The 17226-nt window shown below is 70.9% G+C and carries 16 protein-coding genes; 11 read left to right on the top strand and 5 right to left on the bottom strand.

Annotated features, from left to right (window positions below; genetic code table 11):
* Positions 1–16: 16 nt before the first annotated feature.
* The gene (locus RPQ07_RS01655) at positions 17–607 is read left to right on the top strand and encodes an NUDIX domain-containing protein (RefSeq protein WP_313942158.1); all 591 of its coding nucleotides are present in this window, start codon (positions 17–19) and stop codon (positions 605–607) included.
* On the opposite strand, the gene RPQ07_RS01650 is transcribed toward RPQ07_RS01655, so the two are convergent.
* Positions 593–1849, bottom strand: a complete 1257-nt coding sequence (locus RPQ07_RS01650) for a hypothetical protein (RefSeq protein ID WP_313942157.1) — start codon at positions 1847–1849, stop codon at positions 593–595. The genes RPQ07_RS01655 and RPQ07_RS01650 overlap by 15 nt on opposite strands.
* A 119-nt stretch (positions 1850–1968) precedes the next feature.
* On the opposite strand from RPQ07_RS01650, the gene RPQ07_RS01645 reads away from it, so the two are divergent.
* From RPQ07_RS01645 to RPQ07_RS01610, 8 genes are all read left to right on the top strand, one after another.
* Positions 1969–2379, top strand: coding sequence for a CU044_2847 family protein (locus tag RPQ07_RS01645; protein WP_313942156.1), 411 nt, complete (start codon positions 1969–1971; stop codon positions 2377–2379).
* A gap of 431 nt (positions 2380–2810) precedes the next feature.
* Entirely contained in the window at positions 2811–5117 is a 2307-nt protein-coding gene (locus tag RPQ07_RS01640; RefSeq protein ID WP_313942155.1) for a collagenase, read from the top strand.
* 82 nt (positions 5118–5199) lie between these two features.
* A complete protein-coding gene (locus tag RPQ07_RS01635; protein WP_313942154.1) occupies positions 5200–6372 on the top strand; it encodes an FAD-binding oxidoreductase in 1173 nt (390 codons plus the stop codon).
* The gene (locus tag RPQ07_RS01630) at positions 6369–6683 is read left to right on the top strand and encodes a (2Fe-2S)-binding protein (protein ID WP_313942153.1); all 315 of its coding nucleotides are present in this window, start codon (positions 6369–6371) and stop codon (positions 6681–6683) included. Before RPQ07_RS01635 ends, RPQ07_RS01630 begins: the two co-directional genes overlap by 4 nt.
* Positions 6664–8133, top strand: a complete 1470-nt coding sequence (locus RPQ07_RS01625) for an FAD-dependent oxidoreductase (protein WP_313942152.1) — start codon at positions 6664–6666, stop codon at positions 8131–8133. Before RPQ07_RS01630 ends, RPQ07_RS01625 begins: the two co-directional genes overlap by 20 nt.
* 63 nt (positions 8134–8196) lie before the next feature.
* Positions 8197–9111 carry a dihydrodipicolinate synthase family protein gene (locus RPQ07_RS01620; protein ID WP_313942151.1) on the top strand — a complete coding sequence of 305 codons (915 nt, stop codon included), beginning with the start codon at positions 8197–8199 and terminating at the stop codon, positions 9109–9111.
* 46 nt (positions 9112–9157) lie between these two features.
* Positions 9158–10159: a proline racemase family protein gene (locus RPQ07_RS01615; protein ID WP_313942150.1), complete on the top strand. Its 1002-nt coding sequence runs from the start codon at positions 9158–9160 to the stop codon at positions 10157–10159.
* Positions 10160–10261: 102 nt separating this feature from the next.
* A complete protein-coding gene (locus RPQ07_RS01610; RefSeq protein ID WP_313942149.1) occupies positions 10262–10978 on the top strand; it encodes a GntR family transcriptional regulator in 717 nt (238 codons plus the stop codon).
* A gap of 215 nt (positions 10979–11193) precedes the next feature.
* Here the strand turns inward: RPQ07_RS01610 and RPQ07_RS01605 are convergent, their stop codons facing one another.
* Positions 11194–11916: an alpha/beta hydrolase gene (locus RPQ07_RS01605; RefSeq protein ID WP_313942148.1), complete on the bottom strand. Its 723-nt coding sequence runs from the start codon at positions 11914–11916 to the stop codon at positions 11194–11196.
* A gap of 403 nt (positions 11917–12319) precedes the next feature.
* On the bottom strand, positions 12320–13009 hold the full coding sequence (locus tag RPQ07_RS01600) for a hypothetical protein (protein WP_313942147.1): 690 nt from the start codon (positions 13007–13009) through the stop codon (positions 12320–12322).
* Between the two features lie 44 nt (positions 13010–13053).
* Between RPQ07_RS01600 and RPQ07_RS01595 the strand changes: the two genes are divergently transcribed.
* Positions 13054–14259, top strand: a complete 1206-nt coding sequence (locus RPQ07_RS01595) for a cupin domain-containing protein (protein ID WP_313942146.1) — start codon at positions 13054–13056, stop codon at positions 14257–14259.
* A 10-nt stretch (positions 14260–14269) separates the two neighbouring features.
* On the top strand, positions 14270–15166 hold the full coding sequence (locus RPQ07_RS01590; protein WP_313942145.1) for a sucrase ferredoxin: 897 nt from the start codon (positions 14270–14272) through the stop codon (positions 15164–15166).
* A gap of 172 nt (positions 15167–15338) precedes the next feature.
* On the opposite strand, the gene RPQ07_RS01585 is transcribed toward RPQ07_RS01590, so the two are convergent.
* Positions 15339–15833, bottom strand: coding sequence for a hypothetical protein (locus RPQ07_RS01585; RefSeq protein ID WP_313942144.1), 495 nt, complete (start codon positions 15831–15833; stop codon positions 15339–15341).
* A gap of 432 nt (positions 15834–16265) precedes the next feature.
* Positions 16266–17174, bottom strand: coding sequence for a GlxA family transcriptional regulator (locus tag RPQ07_RS01580; RefSeq protein WP_313948745.1), 909 nt, complete (start codon positions 17172–17174; stop codon positions 16266–16268).
* Between the last annotated feature and the right edge of the window lie 52 nt (positions 17175–17226).

Below are 17226 nucleotides of genomic sequence, written 5' to 3'. Positions count from 1 at the left end.
GGAGCGCTCGCAACCGATGGATGACGCAGTGGATGCACCGACCGTCCCCGAGCCGATCAGGCGCCGCAGGGCCGTGGAGGTCTTCGGCAACCGGTTCGGCACGCTGTTCAACGACGAGGTGGTGGCGCCCACGGGTGCCGAGGGCCGGTATCTGCGCTGGCGGTGGTCCCACAGCGGGGTGGTCGTCGTCCCCACGGGGCCGGCCGGGTACCTGTTCGTCCCGACGTACCGGTACCCGATCGGTGATGTGTCCCTGGAATTCCCCCGGGGAGGGTGCGACGCAGACGAGGCGCCCGCCCGCGCCGCGGCCCGGGAGCTCCGCGAAGAGACCGGTTACGCCTGTGACGCCTCCTTGCTGCGCCGAATCGGGACGGTCCACGCCGACACCGGTCTCATCGAGACGGGGGTCCACGTGTTCACCGCGGAGGTCCGCGACGCGGAGGCGTCCACCGCTCGTCCGGAGGCCATGGAGTCGGTCACGGACCCGGTCTGGGCCAGTCGCGAGGAGGTGCTGACCTGGCTGCAGAAGGGCAGCGTCACCTGCGGGGTGACGCTGGCGGCACTCGCGCTCGCGCTGGCCGCCGGCAGCTTGTCAGACGGCGGCTGACGCCACGGCGGAGGCTCTGGCACCGCCGACGGCGGATCCCTGGACGAGACGACGCCTCATGCGCCGTTCGTCCATCGGCTCCGGGCCGGCGACGCCGTTCGCGTCCGGGACGCTGCGGTCCAGGACCTGTACGTCGAGGTAGTCCTCCCTCGTTCCGTCCGTCGACCACACATCGAGTCCCGCGCCGAGAGCGCCCGTCGTCTCGTCCTCGGAGACGGCGAAACGCATCAGGTTCTGTTTCCCGGCGAGGACCTCTCGCGCACGTTCGTCCGTGTCACGGAACGTACGGATGAAGGCTTCCTGCATCCAGGCGCTGAACTCGGTGACCGCTTCGCCGAGTCGCGCCGGGTCCGGACCGTCGCCCCGCCGCAGGAGAGCGAGTTCATGGACCATGGCGTTGCGGGAGGGCTGCTCGGTCGCTTCCAGGAACACCTCGACGGGCAGTCGGCCGAGGAGGAACTCGTCGAGCATGCCGGCCGGCAGCGCGTGCTGCTCCTGCACGACGCGTGCGGTGGAGGATCCGATGGCCGCCTGCGCGCCGCGGGGTGCGGCGGTGCAGGCGCCGAGCACCGTGGGCAGCGCCTGCCGGTACGCTTCCCCGGCCGCCCGGTCGACGGCGCCCAGCGCGAGAATCACCTCGGGTGTCCGGCCGCCCGAAGCGTCCTGGAAGGCGTCTTCCCAGTCCCTGATGGCCTTGAAGAACAGCGGATTCTCGCCGGACATGAACGCGTGGGCCGCCTCCAGCGTCCTTCGCGTCTCACCGTCCGCGTCGCGCAACTCCTGCTCCACCAGGGCGAGAACCCCTGTTTTGAAGGCGGCGGCGACGGTGGCGAGCTGATAGGAGATGGGGTGCGCGGCGGTCCGGCGGTCCATGTCCTCGGCGTACCCGGCGCTCGGGACATGTTCCACGTCACGCAGCTTCTGCGAGGCGCGGACGGCGCCCAGGCTCTGGCCGTCGCGCCGGGCCACGCGGATACGGCCGCCGTCCAGAAGCGTCCCCAGGTCGGCCCGTACGGCTTCACTCCGCGCTGCGACCTCGGCCTCGCGTGGATCCACCAGGGCACGGAACAGCGGTGTGTTGAGGCATTGGGAGTCCCCGATGAGCAGTACGTCGGAGAGCAGGACGTGGAAGAGTACCCGGGCCCGTAGGTCCGTGGCCTTGGCGATGGGGGACTGCCGGTGGATCTCGACGTCCGAGAGAAAGACCTTCTCCAGCGATAATTCGGCTCGTGCGTCACTCATGAGCTGCCTCCCCCTTGGCTGCGGACCCCGGCCGAGTGTAGGGAGAACTTCCGGTGTTCGTCCGCGGAACAGGGCATCCTTGTTGTTCTGTTGGGAGTTGCGACGTACGAGGAGCTCAGGTGTCCGATCTTGTCCAGGCGATGATGCCCGATGGCACGGCGATGTGGGTACGGGTCACGGACGACGAGGAAGGCCCACGGGACACCGGCTTCGGCGACGCGGTCAGCCGCCGCCTCGATGACCTCTCCGGCACCCTGGACACGGTGACCCGCACCGTCCGTGCCGGCCTGCGCAACGCGGCGCCTGATGAGGTGGCGCTCGAGTTCGGCATCGAAGTGGCCGCGAAGAGCGGCAAGTTGGTGAGCGTCCTGACAGAGACGGGCGGAAAGGCCACTCTCAAGGTGACGGTCACGTGGCGCAAGGGGCAGCCGACGGTGACCACCGTGACGCCTACGGGCCAGGCGTCCGAGTCCGAGGCCGAGGCCGAGGATGGCGAGGCAGGCGCGGACCGAGCGGGCGGGACTGTCTGAAGGGGGACAGGCCGACGCCCGTACAAGTCCGCCCCTGGAGCCACCGAAGATCGTCACGCAGGCCGGTCCGACGGTTCGATGAGAACGACTTTGTGGCCGAGCGCGGTCTCTCCGCAGGTCAGTGACGGCCTCGCGGCTGCCCGAGCGACGGTCGACCACCTGCCCCGGCACGCGTGCCCAAGCTGGCGGGGCGGCAGGCGGGCCGCCTCCTGCCCGGCTGATGGTGATGAACGGTCAGACAGGGTTGTGCGTGGCGTCGATGGCCCGCAGGGCGGGACAAGTTCCGCGCACCCCTTGCCAGTAAAATTGCACACTACTATGTTACCGGGTGCGTACCGTCGTACCTGCCCCTCAACACCCTTGCCCGTGCGGGCACTTCGGGACGCTTCGTCCGCTGTTGCACCACCCCCACCTCCCATACAGGAGTCCAGGTGTCCCAGCTCAGACCGATGCGCGCGCCCTTCCTCGCGGGCGCCATCGCCGCGTTACTGCTCGTCCCGCTCGGGCAGGCCGGTGCCGTCGAACCCCCGCCGCCCGCGGCCGCCCGTCCGCAAGCGCTGCCCTCCGACCGCACCGGCGACGAGGTGGAACGCCTCGCCCGTGCACCCCGCTCCACACCCACCGCCGCCCCCGCGCCCGGTGGTCTGCCGCAGGCACGCACACCTGGCCGGCGCAGCACCCCCGCTCCGCAGCACGCGTCCGGCCCGACCGCTGTGCCCTGCACCCTCGATGTGGTCACGGCGCTCGCACCCGAGGAGTTCGCCGACTTCCTCGCCGATCCGTCCGTCACCGCCGACGGCTGCCTCGGCACCCTCATATGGACCTGGGACCCGCGCCTGAAGCGCGTCATGTCGGACGTCCATGTCCAGGCCGTCAGCCGCCGGGCCTCGTCCCTCGCCGCAGCGCACGACGGCCGCAACTCCACCCACCTGCTGGAGATGTTCACCTATCTCCACGCCGTCGCGTACCACGACTTCTCGCGCACCGAGATCGACGTCACCGACGTCCCGACCACCGAGGCCATGCGGCGCGCCGTCAACGCGTTCGGCACCGCGGCCCGCACGTTCGACGTCACCAGGACCAACGCCGAGAGCCTGCGCGAGGCGCTCTACACCGGTAGTGCGCCCGGACTGCGCCACAGTCAACTCGCGCTCATCAAGAAGGTCCTGGTCACCATGGACCGCTACCACAAGGGGCAGTACGACGACGCCTCCTGGGGCGGCGCCGCGCTGGCCGCGCTCTCGGTGAACTACCTGGGCATCTACCCCGGCAACCGCGACACCGCGTTCCACAATGTGGTGACACAGAACCCCTCCTACCGGGCCGCGTTCCGCGCCTTCTCCGGCCACGGTCATCTCAAGGGCACCGCCAACGCGTGGGTCGCCCGTGACGCCCTCGGCGAGTACGGCCGTTTCGGCCAGGTGACCGTCCTGACCGCGGGGATCGTCCCCGACCTCGGGGCCCTTCTGCCCGTCACCGAAGCCACCTTCGGGCGCGGGGCCGCGCCCTGGGCCTCGCTGGTGACCTGGCTCAACTTCTACGAGGCGTGCAAGCCCTACAGCGTGTGCAAGGAAGACATCGAACGCCGGATCTTCCCGCACACCTACACGTACGACAGCGGAGCGATCAAGGTGCGCACCGGCCTGGACCGTGCGACCGTGGACCAGCTCTACTACGCCGCCAAGCAGGTCAAAGCACAGTTCCACCGGGTGCTCGGCACCCTGGAACCGCTGGCCGGCGACACCAATACCGCGCTCAACGTGGTGCTGTACGCCTCTCGCGGTGACTACGAGGTCTACCACCCCATCCTCACCGGCATGGGCACCGAGAACGGCGGCGTCTACATCGAGCGCGGCGCCACCTTCTACACGTACCAGCGCCGCGTACCGCAGGACTCCTCGCTGACCCTCGAGGAACTCTTCCGCCACGAGTACGTCCACTACCTCAACGGCCGCTTCGCCGTACCTGGTTACTTCGGGGAGGGCCCCTGGTACAGCGGCGATCGCACGACCGCGATGGACGAGGGAACGGCGGAGTTCTTCGACGGCGCCACCCGCGACGACGGCGTCGCTGTCCGGAAGTCCCTGGTGCAGGGGGTCATCGACGACACGGCGGGCGGCGGCCCCAGGATGAGCGTCGACCGGCTGCTGCACGCCACGTACGACGGGGACGGCTTCCGCTTCTACGACTACGCGGGCACGTTCTTCGAGTACCTGTGGACCGAACGACCTTCGCTCCTGCGGGAGATGTACCGGCACCTGAGGGCCGACGACCCGACAGCGTTCGACGCCTGGCGCGACCGGCTCGGCGACGACGCCACGATCCAGCAGGGCTACGACGCCTTCCTGGACGCGCGGATCGCCGAGGTCGACGACCTGTTCGTACCCGACACGCAGTACACGCCCAACGGGCAGCTGCGGGACAACTCGACGGTCGCCGTCGCCTCGCTCTTCCAGAACGCGACATCTGCCGGACCCACGTGCGTCGACGCCGGTGAGGCGGCCATGCGCCGCTTCTCCTGCACCGGGCGCGTCACCGCCCGGCTCACCGACGCCAGATCACCGGACCACGTCTTCCGGGACATGTCCGAGACGGTCGACCACTTCATTCTCGACCGGGCCGGCGCCGCATCCAACAACCTCGCCGACATGAACTGCTCGTTCGGGGAGGTGGCCATCTGGAGCGACGGCAGCGCCGGCACCTCGACCTACCACTGCGAGGGCCCGCTGCGCAGCTGACCCAGCCGCTCAGGGGCCGGGGCCGACCCGGTCCCTGAGCGGATTCCCCACCGCCGGAGCGGAGGAGTGACACATTTCAGTGGTGTCCAGCACACAGACCCACGACGTCGTCGTCATCGGTGCCGGCGTCGTCGGAGCCGCCTGCGCCTACTACGCGAGCCGCGCCGGACTCCGTGTGGCCGTCGTCGACCGCGGTCCGGTCGCCGGCGGCACCACGGGCGCGGGCGAGGGCAACCTGCTCGTCTCCGACAAGGCGGCCGGGCCGGAGCTCGAGCTCGCGCTGCTGTCCGTGCGGCTCTGGCGTGAACTGGCCGCGGTTCTCCCGGCGTCCGTCGAGTACGAGCCCAAGGGTGGCGTGGTCGTCGCGCCCGACGAGGCGGCCCTGGGCGCACTGCGTCGCTTCGCCGAGGAACAGCGAGCGGCCGGGGTCGACGCCCGTGAAGTGACGGCCGACGAACTGGGCGAGCTCGAACCCCATCTCGCCCCGTGGCTCGCGGGCGGCTTCCACTACCCGCAGGACGCCCAGGTCCAGCCCGCGCGCGCGGCGGCGCATCTGCTGCACGCATCCGGCTGCGACCGGTACCTGGACGAAGAGGCCGTCGCGATCCTCACCGGCGCGGACGGCACGGTCCGCGGCGTCCGCACCGCCCGTCGCGAGCTCAGCGCCCCGGCGGTGGTCAACGCTGCCGGAACCTGGGGCGGTCACGTGGCCGAGCTGGCCGGCACGACGTTGCCGGTGCTGCCCCGTCGCGGCTTCGTCCTGGTCACCGAACCGCTGCCGCGGGTCGTACGCCACAAGGTCTACGCGGCCGACTACATCGCCGACGTCGCAAGCGGTTCGGCAGCCCTGCAGTCCTCGGCCGTCGTCGAGGGCACACCCGCCGGGCCCGTCCTGATCGGTGCCACCCGCGAACGCGTCGGTTTCGACCGTGGCCTGTCCGGCGAAGCGCTGCGCCGCCTCGCCGCCCGGGCGGCGGCACTCTTCCCCCTGCTCGCGCACGTCCGGGTGATGCGCGCCTACCACGGCTTCCGGCCCTATCTGCCGGACCATCTGCCCGCCATCGGCCCCGATTCCCGCGTGCCCGGCCTCTTCCACGCCTGCGGCCACGAGGGCGCGGGCATCGGTCTCGCGCCGGCGACGGGACTGCTGATCGCCGCCGCGCTGTGCGGTGAACGGCCACCGCTGGACCCGGCGCCCTTCGCGCCCGAACGCTTCGAGGACTCTGCACACCGACCGACAGGAGCGGACCGTTGAGCCGGTCACCCGCAGATCCGGAACGGGCCGAGCTCGGCCCGCCTTTCGAGATCACCTTCGACGGACGCCCCGTACGGGCGCTGCCCGGGCAGAGTATCGCCGCGGCGCTCTGGGCCGCGGGCATCCTCGCCTGGCGTACCACCCGCAAGGGCGGGGCACCGCGCGGCGCCTTTTGCGGTATCGGGTCCTGTTACGACTGCCTCGCGACCGTCAACGGCCGCCCCAACCGGCGGGCCTGTCTCCTGCGGGCCCGCCCCGGCGACGCCGTCACCACCCAGGAGGGCACCGGACATGCCGAACTCGCCGTCTGACCGCGGGCGCGCGACGGGCGGGCAGCCCGCAGGTCTCGCGGTGGTCGGGGCGGGACCCGCCGGGCTCACCGCCGCGGTCACCGCCGCGGACCTCGGGGTCACCGTGGTCCTGCTGGACGCGGCGGACCGTCCCGGAGGGCAGTACCACCGGCACGCGGCGCCGGAGCTCGGCGCGCGCACACCGAGCGTGCCGCACCTCAAGCGGCGTGCCTGGACCCGATGGGAGCAGCGGCTGCGCCGGCACCGTTCCGCCGGCCGTATCCGGTACCTGCCCGCCCACCACGTCTGGACCGTGCTGCCGGAGGCGGACGGGAGCGGTTGGGTGCTGCACGCGGTCGCGGGGGAGGAGGAGCGGGCGGTGACCGTCCGAGCCCGCACGCTGCTGCTGGCCACCGGGGCATACGAGCGGCAAATCCCCTTCCCTGGATGGACAGTGCCCGGTGTGGTCGGGGCGGGAGGGGCGCAGGCCATGCTCAAGTCGGGCCTGGTGCTTCCGGGCCGCCGCGTGCTGGTGGCCGGCAGCGGCCCGCTGTTGCTGGCTGTCGCAGCCTCGCTCGCGGCGGCGGGTGCCACCGTGCCGGCGATCGTCGAGGCCGCCGCCTACACGGCGTACGCGGACCGGCTCGGGACACTCGCCGTCAACCCGGGCAAGGCGCTGGAAGGCGCCCGTCTCGGCGCCGGTCTGGCACGCCGCTCGGTGCGGGTGCTGTCCCGGCACGCCGTGACTGCCGTGCACGGCACCGACCGGGTGACGGGGGTGACCGTCCAGCGGCTCGACAGCGCCTGGCGCCCGGTGCCGGGCACCGGGCGGCGCATCCCCTGCGACGCGCTCGCGGTCGGCCACGGACTCGTGCCGCAGCTGGAGCTCGCCACCGCTCTCGGCTGCGCCGTACGGCGGACGGCGGACGGGACCGTCGCTCTGGCCCTCGACACGCGGCAGCGTACCTCGGTGCCGGGAATCTGGTCCGCCGGTGAGACCGGTGGTATCGGCGGCGTGGAACTGGCCCTGCTGGAAGGTCGGTTGGCCGGTCGCGACGTGGCGCACGAGCTGCAGGGAACACAACTGCCACCGCGTGCAAGGGTTCTTGCCCGTCGCCGCGCCCGTCGACGGGCCTTCGCCGAGACGATGGCCGCCGCGCACCGGCCGGGGCCAGGCTGGGTCGAGTGGCTCGCCCCGGCCACCGCGGTGTGCCGATGCGAGGAGGTCACGGTCGCCGAGGTCCGAGAAGCCGTCGAAACGCTGGGCGCCGCCGACTCACGGACCGTCAAGTTGCTGACCCGGGCCGGAATGGGCTGGTGCCAGGGCCGCATGTGCGCGCCCGCGGTGGCCGCGCTCGCAGGCCGGGAACCACCCCCCGAGAGCCGTCCGTTGTCCTGCCCGGTCCTCCTGGGCAACCTGGCACAGCTGCCGGGCACGGGCGCATCCGGAATCGGCGACCCCGGCAGCTGATCCCTGGACGCCGCAGGACCGGGCCACGCCCCGCAACCGTCACACCTCACCCAAGGAGCGCCCATGACAACTGCATCCGCACCCGCCCTCCGCACCCGACCCTGGCACGGCCTCATGGTCGCCACCGCCCTTCCGCTCCGCGAGGACCTCTCCGTCGACCTGGACGCCTACGGCGCACACGTCGCCCGGCTGCTGGCCGAGGGCTGCGACGGCGTGGTCCCCAACGGCTCACTCGGCGAGTACCAGACCCTCACCGACGACGAGCGCTCCCGCGTCGTACACACCGCCGTCGAGGCCGCAGGAGGCGGCGACCGCGTGATGCCCGGCGTCTCCGCGTACGGAAGCGCCGAGGCCAGGCGCTGGGCCGAGCACGCCGCCGAGGCGGGGGCCGGATCGGTGCTCCTCCTGCCGCCCAACGCCTACCGGGCGGACGACGACGCCGTATCCGCGCACTACGCCGAGGTGGCCCGGGCGGGTGTGCCCGTGGTCGCGTACAACAACCCCTACGACACCAAGGTCGACCTGACCCCGGCCCTCCTCGCCCGGCTCCATCACGAGGGCAGCATCGTCGCCGTCAAGGAGTTCAGCGGTGATGTGCGCCGGGCCTACGAGATCGCCGAACTCGCGCCGTCCCTCGATCTGTTGATCGGCGCGGACGACGTCCTTCTGGAACTCGCCCTTGCCGGCGCCGTCGGCTGGATCGCCGGATACCCCAACGCACTGCCCAGCTCCTGCGTCACCCTCTACGGGGCTGCCGTCAGCCACGACCTGGCGACGGCGCTGCCCCTCTACCGGGAACTGCATCCCCTGCTGCGCTGGGACTCGCGGACCGAGTTCGTCCAGGCCATCAAGCGCTCCATGGACCTGGCGGGCCGCCCCGGCGGTCCCACCCGCCCGCCGCGTACGCCACTGACGGCCGAGCAGGACGCCGCGGTGAGGGCGGCCACCGAGAAGGCGCTGGCCGAAGGCCACCGGTGAACCACGAACGTCCGAACAGGCGCACAACCCGGCCAGGAGGGAAACCATGCGCACGCGTCACGTCTTCCACGCCGTCGACTCCCACACCGAGGGCATGCCGACCCGCGTCGTCACCGGCGGCGTCGGCGTGATCCCCGGAGACACGATGGCCGAGCGCCGTCTGCACTGCATCGAACACCTCGACCACATCCGTACGCTGCTGATGTACGAGCCGCGCGGCCATTCGGCGATGAGCGGAGCCATCCTCCAGCCGCCGACCAGACCCGATGCCGACTACGGGGTCCTGTACATCGAGGTGTCCGGGCTGCTGCCCATGTGCGGCCACGGCACCATCGGCGTGGCCACCGTGCTCGTCGAGACCGGCATGGTGGCCGTCACCGAACCCGTCACCACCGTCCGCCTCGACACCCCGGCCGGGCTGGTGAGTGTCGACGTGCAGGTCGAGGACGGTGCGGCCCGCTCCGTCACCCTCACCAACGTCCCCGCGTTCTGCCTCGCCCTGGACCGCAAGGTCGACGTACCCGGCCACGGCACGGTCACCTACGACATCGCGTACGGCGGCAACTTCTACGCTGTCGTCCATCTCGACTCCCTCGGCCTGCCCTTCGACCGGGCCCGCAAGGACGACCTGCTCGCCGCCGGACTGGCGGTCATGGACGCCGTGAACGCCGCCGACCGTCCTGTTCATCCCGAGGACCCGGCCATCAGCGGCCTCAAACACGTCTACCTCGCGGCCCCGGGCTCCGATGCCCGACGCTCGCGGCACGCCATGGCCATCCACCCCGGCTGGTTCGACCGCTCGCCCTGCGGCACCGGAACCAGCGCCCGCATGGCCCAGTTGCACGCGCGGGGCCTGCTGCCGCTGCACCGCGACTTCGTCAACGAGTCGTTCATCGGCACCGAGTTCACCGGCCGGCTCGTCGGGGAGACCACGGTCGGAGGCTTGAGCGCCGTCGTCCCCACCGTCACGGGCCGCGCGTGGATCACGGGCACGGCGCAGTACTTCCTCGACCCGTCCGACCCTTTCCCAGGAGGGTTTCTGCTCTGAGCGGTGCGGCCCGCCGACCCCCGAGTATGTGCCCGGTACCTGCGGGCAGCGCAACGTGACATTGTACGCTGGCGCTTCCCGCGGACCCCCGGAGGAAGCGCCATGGGCCAGCTGAAGCAGGACGACCTGATCCCGGCCCAGGAGCGCCTGCGCGACCGGGTCGCCCACGCACTGCGCGCGGCGCTCGTGGCGGGCGAACTCCGGCCCGGCAGCGTCTACTCGGCGCCCGTTCTCGCGGCCGACTTCGGCATCTCCGCCACTCCCGTGCGCGAGGCGATGCTCGACCTCGCCCGGGAGGGCCTGGTCGAACCGGTACGGAACAAGGGCTTCAGGATCACCGAGGTCAGTGAGCGCGACCTGGACCAGTACACCGAACTGCGGGCGCTGATCGAGGTGCCCACCATCGGCCGGGTCACCCGCAGCGCCACCGCCGGGCAACTGGAGGAACTGCGCCCGCTGGCCGAGGAGATCGTGGCGCGGGCCCGCGACCACGACCTCATCGGCTATCTGGACGCCGACCGCAGGTTCCACCTCGGCCTGCTCGCCCTCGCCGGCAACGACCGGCTCGTCGAGACGGTGGGGGACCTGCGCAAGCGGTCCCGGCTCTATGGCCTCAGGGGGCTCGATGAGCAGGGCCGGCTGATCTCCTCGGCCGAGGAGCACATCGAACTGCTCGACCTGATGCTCTCCGGCGACGCGGCCGCCGCGGAGGCATGCATGGCCAGGCACCTCGGGCATGTCCGCTCCCTGTGGGCAGCAGCACGCGACGAGCCGGTCGAGCCACGGTCCCGGCTCACTCTGGGAGCCGGCCGCCCCTGACCCCTCGCCATCCGTGCCGGCGGTCGGCGTGGTGCGGGAATCCTGATCGGCCCCTCGGAGCAGCATGGCGAGGGCACGACCTCGGACCGAGAGCGGAGTGCATTGCACCGCTGTTGCCAGGGGCCACCGCCACCGAGGAGGGCCGGGACCTGTCCTCGATGACGGCGTCCTGGCCGACGGCGCCTACTGTCAGCTGTCGGCCTGGCGGCCCGGCCTCACTTCAGGTGCCGGCCGAAGAACCGGTTCCCGTCCTCCACCTCGAACCACGGGGTGCCGGTGTGCCCGCCCAGATTGGCGTGCAGCGTCTTTTCCTTGGTGCCGAAAGCGTCGAACAGCTCCAGGGCCCGCTGCCGGGGGTTCCCTTCGTCGTCCCACTGCAGCAGGAACAACAGCGGAATGGTGACCTGCCGGGCCTCCTCGCGCTGGGCGCGGGGCACGTAACCCCCGGCGAAGAGGCCGGCGGCCGCGATGCGGGGCTCGAGCACCGCCAGCCGGATGCCGACGGCGGTCCACCCCGAGTAGCCGACGGGGCCGCCGATCCCTGGCAGCGAGAGGAGGGCGTCCAGGGTGGTCCGCCAGTCCGGGACCGCCCTTTCGACCAGCGGGCCGATGAAGGATTCGAAGATCTCATCGACCGGCTCGCCCGCCTGCATGGCCCGGCGGAGTTCGGCGCGAGCCTGCTCCTCGTCGGCGGAACGAGGCCGGTCACCGCACCCGGAAGCGTCGATGGTGGCCACCGCGTAGCCGCACGCCGCAGAGTGCCGGGCCCGGGCCACCAACCGGGGTTCCCGCTTGGGCAGGCCGTTGTTGTGGGCCATCAGGATCAGCGGGACCGGTGCGGAGGACTCAGGCGTCCACAGGGTGCCGGGGATCTCGCCGAGGGTGAATTCGCGTTCGAGGACGCCGTCGTCGAGGCGTTGTTCAAAAGTGAAGTGCATGGTCGTGCCTTTCGGGAGTGCTCCTGAACGGCGCTCCCGGACGACCTATCGTCCGACCGTGACCCCGGAGGGGAGCACCCATGTCGATACAGCGTTCACGGGTACCACCTCCTCGTTCATTCGCACGGCCTCCGGAAAGCTAGCAGCGGTCGCCGTGGCTCGCCAACGGGTTTATGCGGAGGCCCCGTTGCCGGATGCCACGGAGACGGGGACGCCTCCGTGGTCGTCACCGGCTTCGAGGCCACCCGTGCCCGCAGCTCGCACCCGCCGAACGGGAGGCCAACCGCACCCCGGCCGCCGGACGTGCCCCGGGTCGAACGCGGCTTCGCCCACTGCCCCCGGACGACCTCAGGCGCCGCGCCGGATGGCCTCCGCACCGAACTACGGGGCCTCAGCCGTTCCCTCATCGCGGCCTGTTCCCCGACGGCCGAAGTGAGGAAGGGCTGTACGACATGCAGCGATAACCCAGCGTGACCGTTCGCGTGGCTTGGGTGAGGTCGCCGCGGCTTCCAGGCGAGGGGACGGCCGGGCCGAGGTCCGAACCGGCTCGATCCACCCCCGTACTGAGTGACTCATCCGCCGCTCTGCCCGAATCGAGGCTTTCGTCCTGGAGCGATACGGTGATTACGGGCAATGCCCATCCGGGATCGCCCGTAAGACGATCAGATGCCAGTTGGGGAGCCCGGTCCCGGTCGTTGGATTCCCAGGAGGAATGATGGCTGACGCCGAACAGGATCCGAACCAGCAAGAGGGGCCCGCGGACGGTGGCGCGGCCGGTGCACCTGGTGTTCATGACGGCGGTGCCGATGGCGGTGCTGACGGCGGTGCGGAGGGGCCCGCGGACGGCGGTGCGGCCGGTACGCCCGGTGTTCATGATGGCGGTGCCGACGGCGGTGCCGAAGGTCCGGCGGACGGTGGTGCGGCCGGTACGCCCGGTGTCCATGACGGTGGTGCCGACGGTGGCGCCGAAGGTCCCGCAGATGGTGGTGCGGCCGGCGCCCCCGGTGTCCATGACGGTGGTGCAGACGGCGGTGCCGATGGTGGTGCGGAGGGGCCCGCGGACGGCGGTGCGGCCGGTACGCCCGGTGTTCATGACGGCGGTGCCGACGGTGGCGCCGGCGAGTCCGGCAGCCGCTCTTGAGTTCCCTCCGAACCGAACTTCAGAGCACCGGCGCCACACCAGGCGCCGGGGTTCTGGAAACACGGCTGACCGGACTGAGTCAGGAGGAGTTCGCCCGTGACGTCTGGGCGCGGACAGCGTTGTTCACACGCCGCGCGAGCGATTTCTCCGACCTGTTCTCCGCCGAAGCCGTAGACGAACTGATCGCGCGCCGCGGACTGCGTACGCCCTTCCTCCGCGTGGCCAAGGAGGGCTCCACGCTGCCCGAGCAGTCCTTCACTTCGCCTGCCGGGGTCGGTGCCACCATCTCCGACCAGCTCGACGACACGGCCCTGTGGCGCGCGTTCGCGGACGGCGCCACGCTCGTTCTGCAGGCTCTGCAGCGCACATGGGAGCCGATCGCGGACCTCAGCGCCCGGCTGAGCACGGAGCTCGGACATCCCGTGCAGGCCAATGCCTACGTCACTCCGCCGCACAACCGCGGATTCGACGACCACTACGACATCCACGATGTCTTCGTCCTTCAGATCGAGGGCACCAAGCGCTGGGTCATCCACGAGCCCGTCCACCGCGACCCACTGCGCGATCAGCCCTGGACCGATCACCGCTCGGCCGTGGCGGAGGCCGCGAAGGGCAAGGCCCACATCGACACGGTGCTCGAGCCCGGCGATACCCTCTACCTGCCTCGGGGCTGGCTGCACGCCGCCCAGGCGCAGGGAAACGTATCGACCCACCTGACGCTCGGAATCCACACCTGGACGCGCTACACCCTGGCCGAACACCTGGTCCAGTCCGCACTCGCGATGCTGCGTGACGACCTCCAGATGCGCCGCTCCCTGCCGCTCGGCGTGGACGGGCCGGCCGAGGAGATCGACTTCGTCCGCAAACGCCTCGTCGCTGCCGTCACGGACGCCGATTCCGCCCCGCTGTTCCACCGCACGCGCCGAGGCCAGGGACGTCCGGCGCCGCTGGGACCGCTGGCCCAACTCAAGGCGGTCGACGGCCTCCGCCCGGAGTCGCCGGTGCGGCTCCGCGCAGCCCTGGAGGCGCGGCTGGAAGGCCCGCGCCTGAGCACACGCGTGGGCTGGCTCGACTTCCCGGAAGCCGATCTGCCGTCGGTGACCCGCCTGCTCGACGGCGAGGTGAGCACCGCCGGTGATCTTGGGGTCGAACTCGTCCGGAGACTGCTGCGCGCGGGCGTACTGATGCCCGCCGAACCGTGACGTCGCCGCGGTGACTGCGCCAGAACGCTTCTTCTGCTCCGACGCCGCCCGGATACGCGGCGACTCGATCGTGGGTACAGCGCCGCACGGACTGGTCTGGGTCCTCATCGAGTACCGAGGCGCGTGGCCGGCCAACGGCTTCGACGGCCTCGATCTGGAGCCCAGGATCAAAGAGTTGGTGTTCACCGCCGCCCAGGCGGCACGCGCACGGATCCTTCTGGTCAGGCGGCACGCACGCTCCACGCGCGAGGGGCCTGGTCGCTGGGCGGTGCTGCGCCACGAGAGGTCCGGCGCCTACCGCCAGCAATGGGGCACGTGGCAACGGGACGAGGACTTGGCGGAGATCGTCGGAGCCCTCGCTGCCCCCGGAGAACTCGGCGCTCCACCGGTGCTCCTCGTCTGCACCCACGGGCGGCACGACACCTGTTGCGCCGTACGAGGACGGCCCGTGGGCCGTGTCCTGAGCGAACGCTGGCCGGATCTGGTGTGGGAATGCACGCACGTCGGCGGTGACCGGTTCGCCGCCAACGTCGTCGTCGCGCCGGACGGTGTCTATTACGGCGATCTCGATGCCAAGTCGTCTGTCGCAGCGGTCGAAGAGCACCTTGCCGGGCGTATTCACGCCGGATATCTGCGCGGGTACACAGATCTCTTCCCGCCGCAGCAGGCAGCGGTCGCAGCGGCGCTCAGACGCTTCGGCCCGGCCGGCCGGCATGACTGGGCGGTCGCCGGCACGTCTCGCGACAGCGGCGGCTGGCGGATTCGCCTCACCGGCCGCCCGCCTCACCCGCCGGCACTCGACGTCGAGGTGCGTGCCTATCGCACACCTCCGCATCAACTGACCTGCCGCGGGCCGACGATGAGTTCGGCCGTCGCCTACGAAGTCACGTCGATGCGCATCGACTGAGCCTGCACGGTGGAACAGAGGTTGAGCCGGATCATGTGCCGGCGTCGAGACGCAGACCGTGCAAAGGGGGGACGCCGCTTTGTGCCGTCGCTGTGAAGCCGCATCCCCGCACGTGGCTTTGCTCGCCGCACGCGCGGGGACGGTCCAGTGGATGTGTGGTGGCCGGGAGGGATCAGCGCACGACGTAGAGGGTGAGGGCTCCGCCTGCCTGCGAGACGCGGGCGACGTGACCATGGCCACGGGCGGTGGCGTACGCGCCGGTGCCGCCGGTGATGGCGAGGTCGAAGTCGCTGGGCGGGGCACCGGGAGTGATGGTCTGCAGGTGCTGCCACGCCACTTGTCCCCGGGGAAGGCTGAAAGTGCCTGTGCAGAGGTTGGTTTGTGCTGCCACTCGGGTGCACACCGCTCCCTCGGTGCCATAGGCGGCACCACCGCGGAAGAGGTTCGCGGTGATGATGATCTGGTCGCCGACCCCGGCTCCGGGTGCCCCGTTGTCGACCATGGTGGGTGCTGAGCCCTTGGACGTCAGATCGATGACCTCCGTGCGCTTGACGCTCCAGTCCCGGTCCAGGTCGTTCGGATCGTTGGACGCGGAGGCGGAACCCGCGAGAGCTGCGAGCGAGAGGGCTGTTGCTGCCGCCACGCCCCACTTCGAAATGGAAAGCATTTTTCCTCGCCTGATGAACGGGGATTATTGGCCTGGTCAAGAATTCTCATGGTGTGATGGAGTGTCAATTCTCAAACTCATAAGGAGTGTCTGGTTCATCCGGGCGGCGGCATTTATAGCGCGCCAAGGCCGGCTGCCTCTGCGCACGCAGAACGGCAGGACGCTTGCAATCCGGCGAGACCAGTGCCCCGGCCGGCCCGTTTCGGCTCGACATCGACCCGGGACTATCGGCCAATCGGCCCGGCGTTTGCGGCCGGTAGAACCTCGGTACCTCTGAGGAGCAGGAATGGGGGATGTCGGGGTGGCGCCCTTATCGCCAGACGGCGGCACCGTGCACGTCAATTGTGCGCTCCGGGTACGGCGTTCGCCGTCACGGGACTCTGGCGCTGACAGCGACGGCACACTGACCGCGTGTTGGTTACGGCGTGTTGGTTACGGCGTGTTCGTGAAGGTGCGGCGGTAGGAGCGGGGCGGTACGCCCCGGCGGCGCACGAACTGTTCGCGCAGGACGGCCGCGCTTCCGTATCCGACGCGGTGGGCGATCTCCTCGACCGGCAGGTCCGTCGTCTCCAGGAGTTCCTCGGCGCTGGTCAGACGCAGGCTCCGCAGCCAGGCGTGGGGGGTGGTGCCGGTCGCGGCGGTGAAGCGACGGGCGAAGGAGCGTTTGCTCATCACGGCACGCCGGGCCAGTTCCGCGACGGGAAGAGGCTCGTGGAGGTTCTCGCGGGCCCAGGCGAGGACTTCGGCGAGACGCTCGTCGTCGCAGTCTTCGGGGAGGGGGGCGGCCAGGTACTGTGCCTGCCCGCCGTCGCGGTGGGAGGGCAGCACCACGTCGCGGGCGACAGCGTTGGCCATAGCTGCTCCGTGCTCCCGCCTCAGCAGGTGCAGGCAGAGATCGAAGCCCGCGGCGGCTCCCGCGCCCGTGATGATGCGTCCTTCGTCGATGTAGAGGGCGTCGGGCTCGACGGTGACTTCGGGGTGGCGGCGGGCGAGGAGTTCGGCGAATCGCCAATGAGTGGTGGCCCGTAGGCCGTCGAGCAGTCCGGCGGCGGCGAGCGCGAAAGCGCCGACACAATGGGCCGCGACCAGTGCGCCGCGCTGGTGCGCGGCCGACAGCGCTTCGAGTACAGGGGGAGCGGGGGGTGTGCGAAATCCGGTCCACGGCAGAGCGATCACCAGATCGGCTGTGGCGAGCCGGTCCAGGCCGTGCGTGACGGTGAGCGGCAGGCCGAGGTCGGTGGGAACCGGCCCGGGCCGGTCGGTGCACAGGGTGAAGTCGAAGCCGGGCAGTGTTTCGCCGTGCGGACCGAAAACCTCGGCGACGATGCCGACGGCGAGCATGCCGACTCCGGGCGGGACGTACGCGGCGACGGTCACGAAGGGAGGCACACCT

It is taken from the genome of Streptomyces sp. AM8-1-1, from assembly GCF_032229325.1.
Classification (GTDB): domain Bacteria; phylum Actinomycetota; class Actinomycetes; order Streptomycetales; family Streptomycetaceae; genus Streptomyces; species Streptomyces achmelvichensis.
Note: the sequence above shows the minus strand (reverse complement) of the source record. Positions and strands in the feature narration are given on the sequence as shown.

Excerpts from the sequence above, each read along its gene's own strand:
- RPQ07_RS01655 (WP_313942158.1), top strand. The coding sequence starts at position 17 with ATGGATGACGCAGTGGATGCACCGACCGTCCCCGAGCCGATCAGGCGC.
- RPQ07_RS01650 (WP_313942157.1), bottom strand. The coding sequence starts at position 1,849 with ATGAGTGACGCACGAGCCGAATTATCGCTGGAGAAGGTCTTTCTCTCG.
- RPQ07_RS01625 (WP_313942152.1), top strand. The coding sequence starts at position 6,664 with ATGCCGAACTCGCCGTCTGACCGCGGGCGCGCGACGGGCGGGCAGCCC.
- RPQ07_RS01620 (WP_313942151.1), top strand. The coding sequence starts at position 8,197 with ATGACAACTGCATCCGCACCCGCCCTCCGCACCCGACCCTGGCACGGC.
- RPQ07_RS01615 (WP_313942150.1), top strand. The coding sequence starts at position 9,158 with ATGCGCACGCGTCACGTCTTCCACGCCGTCGACTCCCACACCGAGGGC.
- RPQ07_RS01610 (WP_313942149.1), top strand. The coding sequence starts at position 10,262 with ATGGGCCAGCTGAAGCAGGACGACCTGATCCCGGCCCAGGAGCGCCTG.
- RPQ07_RS01605 (WP_313942148.1), bottom strand. The coding sequence starts at position 11,916 with ATGCACTTCACTTTTGAACAACGCCTCGACGACGGCGTCCTCGAACGC.
- RPQ07_RS01600 (WP_313942147.1), bottom strand. The coding sequence starts at position 13,009 with ATGAACACCGGGCGTACCGGCCGCACCGCCGTCCGCGGGCCCCTCCGC.
- RPQ07_RS01585 (WP_313942144.1), bottom strand. The coding sequence starts at position 15,833 with ATGCTTTCCATTTCGAAGTGGGGCGTGGCGGCAGCAACAGCCCTCTCG.
- RPQ07_RS01580 (WP_313948745.1), bottom strand. The coding sequence starts at position 17,174 with ATGCTCGCCGTCGGCATCGTCGCCGAGGTTTTCGGTCCGCACGGCGAA.